The sequence below is a fragment of the Lysinibacillus sp. UBA5994 genome (assembly GCF_002429725.1).
GTDB classification, from domain to species: domain Bacteria; phylum Bacillota; class Bacilli; order Bacillales_A; family Planococcaceae; genus Lysinibacillus; species Lysinibacillus capsici.
On record NZ_DJAU01000004.1, the window covers coordinates 24,453 to 31,455 of the forward strand.

Annotated in this window: 8 protein-coding genes and 1 pseudogene; all 9 read left to right on the forward strand. The window is 38.0% G+C overall.

Annotated elements, in window-relative coordinates:
- Positions 1 to 135: KH domain-containing protein (locus tag B3D98_RS21655; protein ID WP_414674027.1), on the forward strand; the 135-nt coding region annotated here is incomplete at its 5' end.
- A gap of 372 nt (positions 136 to 507) precedes the next feature.
- On the forward strand, positions 508 to 1,023 hold the full coding sequence (gene rimM / locus B3D98_RS01605; protein ID WP_288579931.1) for a ribosome maturation factor RimM: 516 nt from the start codon (positions 508 to 510) through the stop codon (positions 1,021 to 1,023).
- Positions 1,023 to 1,760 carry a tRNA (guanosine(37)-N1)-methyltransferase TrmD gene (gene trmD, locus B3D98_RS01610; RefSeq protein WP_288579938.1) on the forward strand — a complete coding sequence of 246 codons (738 nt, stop codon included), beginning with the start codon at positions 1,023 to 1,025 and terminating at the stop codon, positions 1,758 to 1,760. Before rimM ends, trmD begins: the two co-directional genes overlap by 1 nt.
- 116 nt (positions 1,761 to 1,876) lie before the next feature.
- Positions 1,877 to 2,221 (forward strand): 50S ribosomal protein L19, encoded by a 345-nt coding sequence (rplS, locus tag B3D98_RS01615; RefSeq protein ID WP_288579932.1) that lies wholly within the window; start codon positions 1,877 to 1,879, stop codon positions 2,219 to 2,221.
- 105 nt (positions 2,222 to 2,326) lie between these two features.
- A complete protein-coding gene (lepB, locus tag B3D98_RS01620) occupies positions 2,327 to 2,896 on the forward strand; it encodes a signal peptidase I (protein ID WP_048391637.1) in 570 nt (189 codons plus the stop codon).
- A 57-nt stretch (positions 2,897 to 2,953) separates the two neighbouring features.
- Positions 2,954 to 3,829 (forward strand): ribosome biogenesis GTPase YlqF, encoded by an 876-nt coding sequence (ylqF, locus tag B3D98_RS01625; RefSeq protein WP_259951091.1) that lies wholly within the window; start codon positions 2,954 to 2,956, stop codon positions 3,827 to 3,829.
- A gap of 164 nt (positions 3,830 to 3,993) precedes the next feature.
- The gene (locus B3D98_RS01630) at positions 3,994 to 4,755 is read left to right on the forward strand and encodes a ribonuclease HII (protein WP_054550509.1); all 762 of its coding nucleotides are present in this window, start codon (positions 3,994 to 3,996) and stop codon (positions 4,753 to 4,755) included.
- 56 nt (positions 4,756 to 4,811) lie between these two features.
- Positions 4,812 to 6,701, forward strand: a complete 1,890-nt coding sequence (locus B3D98_RS01635) for a hypothetical protein (protein WP_288579936.1) — start codon at positions 4,812 to 4,814, stop codon at positions 6,699 to 6,701.
- Positions 6,698 to 6,990, forward strand: a pseudogene (locus tag B3D98_RS01640) (EscU/YscU/HrcU family type III secretion system export apparatus switch protein). The gene B3D98_RS01635 and the pseudogene B3D98_RS01640 overlap by 4 nt, the downstream one beginning before the upstream one ends.
- Positions 6,991 to 7,003: the final 13 nt, after the last annotated feature.

The following is a 7,003-nucleotide window of genomic DNA, read 5'->3' on the forward strand; positions in this document are numbered from 1 at the left end:
CTTTTTGTTCATCCAGAGGATAGAGGGAAAGTCATAGGCAAGCAAGGGCGAGTAGCAAAAGCGATTCGTACAATTGTTTATTCAGCGGCAGGTAGTCACCATCAAAAGAAGACCTACGTCGATATATTGGATTAATAGAAAAGATTTTCACGCTCTTGCAACAAGTACTAGTGAGTCCTGATAGGTGTGTTTACATGTCGCTTAGGAGTTCAAAGTGGCCTTTTAGTATAAAGCGTAAAATCTGGACGAAAAAGGAGGGAGCTTGTAGGTTCCTTCCTTTTTTTATCTTTTTTTAACATCAGCATATCGCTATGACTTCTGTTTAAGTGGAAATTAAAGCTTAATAAGGAGTATAGATAAAGGATATTGCTTATATTATTGTTGACAAGACAAATGAGTCTTAGCTAAAACTACATTCTTCCAAAGCACATCTGCAAGAACGGAACCTTTTTTGGATGAGCCAGATGCATTGTGAAGATAAGCATGTTTTTTACGAGGTGAAATAGAATGGAATGGTTTAATGTAGGTCGAATTGTCAATACGCACGGTATTCGTGGTGAGGTACGTGTATTATCGACAACAGACTTTGAAGAAGAGCGTTTTGCAGTAGGAAATAAGCTTGCTGCCTTTAAAAAAGACGATAAGAAGCCAACCTGGGTAACGATTGACTCTATGCGTCGTCATAAAAACTTTATTTTATTAACTTTTGAAGGCATGAACAATATCAACTTGGTTGAGCCATTTAAAGAAGGCATGCTGAAAGTGACAAAAGATCAAATGACTGATGATCTTCTTGAAGAAAATGAGTTCTTTTTCCATGAAATAATAGGCTGCACAGTTATTTCCGAAGAGGGCGAGACAATCGGTTTTGTAGCAGATATCCTGCAAACAGGGGCAAACGATGTATGGGTAGTGAAAGGGACTAAGAAAGAACACTATATCCCTTATATAGAAGATATCGTGAAAGATATTGATGTTAGGGACAAAAAAATAGTCATTCATGTTATGGAAGGCTTACTATGATGAATATTCATGTATTGAGCCTGTTCCCTGATATGTTTTCAGGTGTTTTTGGTGCATCTATTTTAAAGAAGGCACAAGAAAAGGGAGCTGTAAATTTAGAGGTAACGGATATTCGTACATTTTCAGGGAACAAGCATAATCAGGTTGACGACTATCCGTATGGTGGTGGTGCAGGTATGGTATTAAAGCCTGAACCAATGTTTAGTGCAGTAGAGGCTATAACTGCAGGGAAACAGCCACGTATCATATTAATGTGTCCTCAGGGCGAACGATTTACGCAGAAAAAAGCAGAGGAGCTAGCGCAGGAGACAGAGTTAGTGTTCTTATGTGGTCATTATGAAGGCTATGATGAGCGTATACGTCAGCATCTCGTGACAGACGAGATTTCCATTGGCGATTTTGTCTTAACAGGTGGAGAATTAGGCGCTATGACTGTTATTGATAGCGTAGTTAGATTGTTACCAGGTGTCTTAGGACAAGAGGATTCTCATATCCAGGATTCTTTTTCAACAGGTCTCCTTGAGCATCCACATTATACACGTCCTGCGGAGTTCCGTGGCATGAAGGTACCTGATGTTTTATTATCGGGGAATCATGCTAAAATCGAGCAATGGCGAGAGGAACAGTCGCTGAAAAGAACTTTTGAGCGTCGTCCTGACTTACTGGAGAAATACCCATTAACAGACAAGCAAAAATTGTATCTAGAAAAACTAAAAAACAATCGTCTAGATGCTTGATTGCCGAATCTATTTATGATAACATCTAATCTGTACTTCTATGTGGAGTACTGAATTACGGTGTTCCGCTGTGGCATAGATTGCGTGCAAGAGCATCTGTCTAAGGAGAGAAAACAATGTCAAACATTATTGCAGAAATTACAAAATCTCAGCTTCGCTCTGATCTACCAACTTTCCGTCCTGGTGATACTGTTAAGGTACACGTGAAAGTAGTAGAGGGTACTCGTGAACGTATCCAGCTTTTCGAAGGTGTAGTAATTAAACGTCGTGGTGGCGGTATTAGCGAAACTTTCACAGTTCGTAAAATTTCTTACGGTGTAGGTGTTGAGCGTACATTCCCTGTACACACACCAAAAATCGCTAACTTAGAAGTTGTACGTCGTGGTAAAGTACGTCGTGCTAAACTTTACTACCTACGTAACCTACGTGGTAAAGCTGCTCGTATTAAAGAAATTCGATAATTATGACTTAAAAGTGAGGGGCTTGTGTTCAAGCCTCTTTTCTTTTTGCTTGTCATCTTTATTCACTATCATCTAAAATGGTGTTAGACAAGGGGGCAATTCTCAATGGAAAAACAAGTGAAAGAAAAAAATGAATTATGGGAATGGACAAAAGCACTATTAATTGCATTTGCGATTGCTGCAGTTATTCGATATTTTTTATTTACACCCATTGCAGTTGATGGAGAGTCCATGATGCCAACCCTTGAAGATGGCGACCGAATGATTGTGAATAAAATTGGTTATAAAATAGGTGAGCCTAAACGTTTTGATATCGTTGTATTTCATGCACCCGAACAAAAAAATTACATAAAGCGTGTAATTGGATTGCCAGGAGATACATTAGAGTATAAGGATGATCAATTGTATATAAATGGTGAGCCAATTGAAGAACCCTATTTAGATGCCTATAAAGCGCAAATCACAGAGGGAACTTTAACAGAAGATTTCACCTTAAATGACATTGATGTTTCCTTGGATAGCAATACCATTCCTGAGGGGTATATCTTTGTTATGGGAGATAATCGTCGATATAGTAAAGACAGTCGACATATTGGTCTTGTTAACCAAAAAGAAATTATAGGTAATACCAGTCTGATTTTCTGGCCATTTAGTGATATAAAAATTGTAAAGTAATGTAAGAAAGGGAGAGCATAATCACTCCCTTTTTCTTTTAGTTTAGGAGGTATAGCTGTGACGATACAATGGTTTCCAGGGCATATGGCTAAAGCCCGACGTGAAGTAACTGAAAAATTAAAGCTTGTCGATATTATCTTTGAATTAATAGATGCACGTTTACCGCTATCCTCACGTAATCCGATGATTGACGAAGTCATTAACCAAAAACCTCGTCTTTTGATCTTAAATAAAGCGGATATGGCAGATGAACAAGAAACACGGAAATGGGTAGAGTATTTTGCAAAGCGTGGCCATAAAGCAATAGCCATTAACTCACTTGAGGGCAAGGGCTTACAGCAAGTAACAAAAGCGGCACAAGAAATTTTAAAAGAAAAATTTGATCGCATGAAAGCAAGAGGAATGAAGCCTAGAGCTATTCGTGCCATGATTGTGGGTATTCCAAACGTGGGAAAATCAACATTGATAAATCGCTTAGCGAAAAAAAATATCGCTAAAACAGGCAATACACCAGGTGTGACAAAGGCACAGCAATGGATCAAAGTTGGTAAAGAGCTTGAACTATTGGATACACCAGGTATTTTATGGCCAAAGTTTGAGGATCAAGAAGTAGGCTTTAAATTAGCTTTAACTGGTGCTATTAAGGATACTATTACAAATATGGAAGACCTAGCTGTCTATGGATTACGCTTCTTATCTAATCATTATCCAAAGCGTATGGAAGAGCGTTACGGCCTTGAGTTTATCCATGAGGAGTTAGTGGATACTTTTGACCATATTGGTAAGCTGCGTCGTGTGTTTGGTCCTGGTGGAGAAATAGATTATGATCAAGTAGCTCAACTAATTGTTCGAGATATCCGTGGATTACAATTAGGTAAACTTACCTTTGATTTTGTGGATGAACAGTTAGAAAAGGAAACTGAACAATTATAAGTATTTAAAACTGTCACACGTTCTTTTGTGACAGTTTTTCTTTTAGGAATACATTTTTTAACCGATAATGACTATAGAGAGGAAAATAGTTTTCAAGTTAAAGAGACTACATAATAACTGAACATGATATAGTTTGAATGAATAGAAGCAAGAAGGAGTACACAATGAAAACGATTAAGGAAATTACAACTGCATTGAAAGCTGCTGAGGAATGGCAAGATTGGATGAAAGAAGTTGCAGCCGATGAAAGAGCAGGTGTACAAAAGGCATGGCTAACTTGGCAAAAGAGACAAGATAAAAAACATCAATTACTGCAAGAGCATCAAAAAAAAGTTACATTCGATTTAAGCTATGGGGGAACAGATACATTTATTGCGGGTGTAGATGAAGCAGGAAGAGGACCACTAGCAGGGCCAGTCGTAACGGCAGCAGTAATTTTACCGACAAATTGTGAGGCACTTGTTGGTCTGAATGACTCAAAGCAATTATCGAAGGATAAACGAAACGGCTTTGCTAAATTAGTTAAAGAGCATGCCATAAGCTATTTTATTCATTTTCAATCTGCCCAACAAATTGATGAACTGAATATATATGAGGCAACAAAACAATCTATGAAGGTAAGTGTTGAATCATTGTCAACGAAGCCGGATGTTGTTTTAGTAGATGCTATGACATTACCTATTACAATTCCTCAAGATTCGATTATAAAAGGAGATGCTAAGAGCTTAGCGATAGCAGCCGCCTCCATTTTAGCTAAAACGGCACGGGATGAGTATATGGAGCAATTAGACGAGGAATTTCCAATGTATGGCTTTGCGCAACATGCAGGGTATGGGACTAAGCAACATTTAGAAGCGTTAGAAGAATTTGGACCGACTATTCACCATCGTAAATCATTTGAACCAATAAAATCTATGTTTTCATAAAGCTAAAAAACGGTAGACAATTACACGAAGGAGTAATTGATGAAAGGAGTATGTATATGACAGCCACATCATTTAATCCAATTCAGATACAGCAAAATGCAATGACTTCGACAAATCAACCACTTGCTTTAAAACAAGGACAAGTATTTCATGGAACAATTAAGCAATTATATCCAGATCAAATGGCAGAAATACAAGTAGGTAATCAAAAATTTATAGCTAAACTCGAAGTGCCGTTAAAAGCCGGGGATGCCCATTTCTTTCAGGTAACAGGGACAAATCCACAAACGGAATTGAAAATAGTGACTGGACCGATGGCGCAGGCATCTACACCGAGTCAGCAAATTAATCAGTTATTAGAATCCATGAATTTGCCAAAATCTGCAGAGATGCAGCAATTATTAGGGCATTTTATGAAAGCGCAGCTACCAATTTCTAAAGAGCAAATGCTGCAAGCTGAAATGTGGTTAAAGGCATTGCCAGAGGGTATATCAAAAGTAGATGCTCTACAAACCATTCAAAAAATGATAGAGCTTAAAATGCCTATGATAAACGATGTGTTTCAAGCATTGATGAGTGGTCAAAAGACATCTGGTATGACCGCTATCATGGATAACTTTGCTCAGCTTTTAGCGAAGGATACAACCCTATCTGAGTCATTGAGGCAAAATTTAATGCAACAAGTACAAGCGATTGCCAAGCCCTTTGAAGTAGAAACAGGTAGTGCAGTGCTTGCAAGGCTTTTACAAAGTTTAACGAATAGTGCTGCGACAATGAATGAAAAAATGCAAGCTTTATCAATGCTAAAAGAGTCAGGGATTCTCCCCCAGCAGGCTACATTGCAAAACTGGTCAAAAATGAATGAAGCAAAAGCCTTTCAGCCAATACAGCAAGCTGGTCAAGTTATTCAAACAATTCTTGCTACAAAGCCAGAAAATGCTAGACAACTGGTGGAACAGCTTAAATCATGGACCGAAAGTCAAAATTTATTAACGAATGGACAAAAACATCAAATCAATCAGCTTGTGGATCGTTTTAATCAACTACCAGTATCAAAACAAACGCTAGATGTTTTTGCTAAACAAATGCAGGATCAGTTATTAAAAGCTTTTACTCAAAATACAGCTGATCGTTTATTTACACAGGATGCCCACACACTTTCGATGAAAGATCATTTGTTATCCTTATTTAAACAAGAGGCCAATTCTCCTTCACAGACTGAGGCACTCATGCGCAATCTGGTGAAAAATAGTATTGATTCTTCGCAACCATTTATACAGCAAGTTGTGACACAAGCAGAAGCACTAGTACAAAATTCAATGGATAGTAAAGCGATGGAACATGCACTTAAAACGGTGTTGAAAAATTTAGGAATTAGCTACGAGGCTACACTCGGAAACAAGTCGGCTGATTTACACATGATTGCGCATCAGCTAAAGCCACAGCTCCATACATTATTGCAGGAAACTAATATACCACCTCAAATGAAGGAAGCGGCAGAGATGCTTATGACGCGTATGAATGGAATGCAGTTATCTTCAGGAGAAAATGGTCATCAACATCAGCTCATCATGCAAGTTCCACTTGAATTTTTTGGCAAGAAGATGGATGCAACCTTACAATGGAATGGTCGCATGAAAGATAATGGCAAAATTGATGCAAACTATGCACGCGTATTATTTTATTTACAAATGGCATCTATGCAAGAAACAGTGATTGATATGCAGGTTCAAAATAGAGTTGTCACAGTAACGGTCTTTAATGAAAATTCGGAAATTCAATCACTTGCTGAGCCGTTGAAGGCTGCTTTAAAAATTGGACTGGCTGAAAAAAATTATCAACTTTCAGGTGTGTTTATTAAACAATTTGATAAAGGGCAAACGGAAAAAGTAGGTCCTGTAGTAGAACAGCAAGAGGAGCAGAGTGGGGTGGATATCCGCGTATGAGCGAAGAAAAACTTACTCGAAAAGAGGCAATTGCGCTTACGTATAAGCTTGGTCAATTTGATAGTCCCACTGTTGTAGCAAAGGGAAAAGGGAAAATTGCCGAGAACATTTTGGCAAGAGCAAATGAGCATAATGTGCCGATTTATGAGGATCCTAACCTTGTNNTCAATTAGATTTAAATGAGTCTATTCCTGAAGAATTATATCAGGCAGTAGCAGAGGTTTTCGCATTTATTTATCGTTTGGATCAGCAACATGCGCAAAAATATAGAAAAAATGAATTATTCTGATTATTTTTACAAG

What these genes read in the sequence shown, in the direction of transcription:
- rimM (WP_288579931.1), top strand. Translation starts at nt 508, where the DNA reads ATGGAATGGTTTAATGTAGGTCGAATTGTCAATACGCACGGTATTCGT.
- trmD (WP_288579938.1), top strand. Translation starts at nt 1,023, where the DNA reads ATGAATATTCATGTATTGAGCCTGTTCCCTGATATGTTTTCAGGTGTT.
- rplS (WP_288579932.1), top strand. Translation starts at nt 1,877, where the DNA reads ATGTCAAACATTATTGCAGAAATTACAAAATCTCAGCTTCGCTCTGAT.
- lepB (WP_048391637.1), top strand. Translation starts at nt 2,327, where the DNA reads ATGGAAAAACAAGTGAAAGAAAAAAATGAATTATGGGAATGGACAAAA.
- B3D98_RS01630 (WP_054550509.1), top strand. Translation starts at nt 3,994, where the DNA reads ATGAAAACGATTAAGGAAATTACAACTGCATTGAAAGCTGCTGAGGAA.
- B3D98_RS01635 (WP_288579936.1), top strand. Translation starts at nt 4,812, where the DNA reads ATGACAGCCACATCATTTAATCCAATTCAGATACAGCAAAATGCAATG.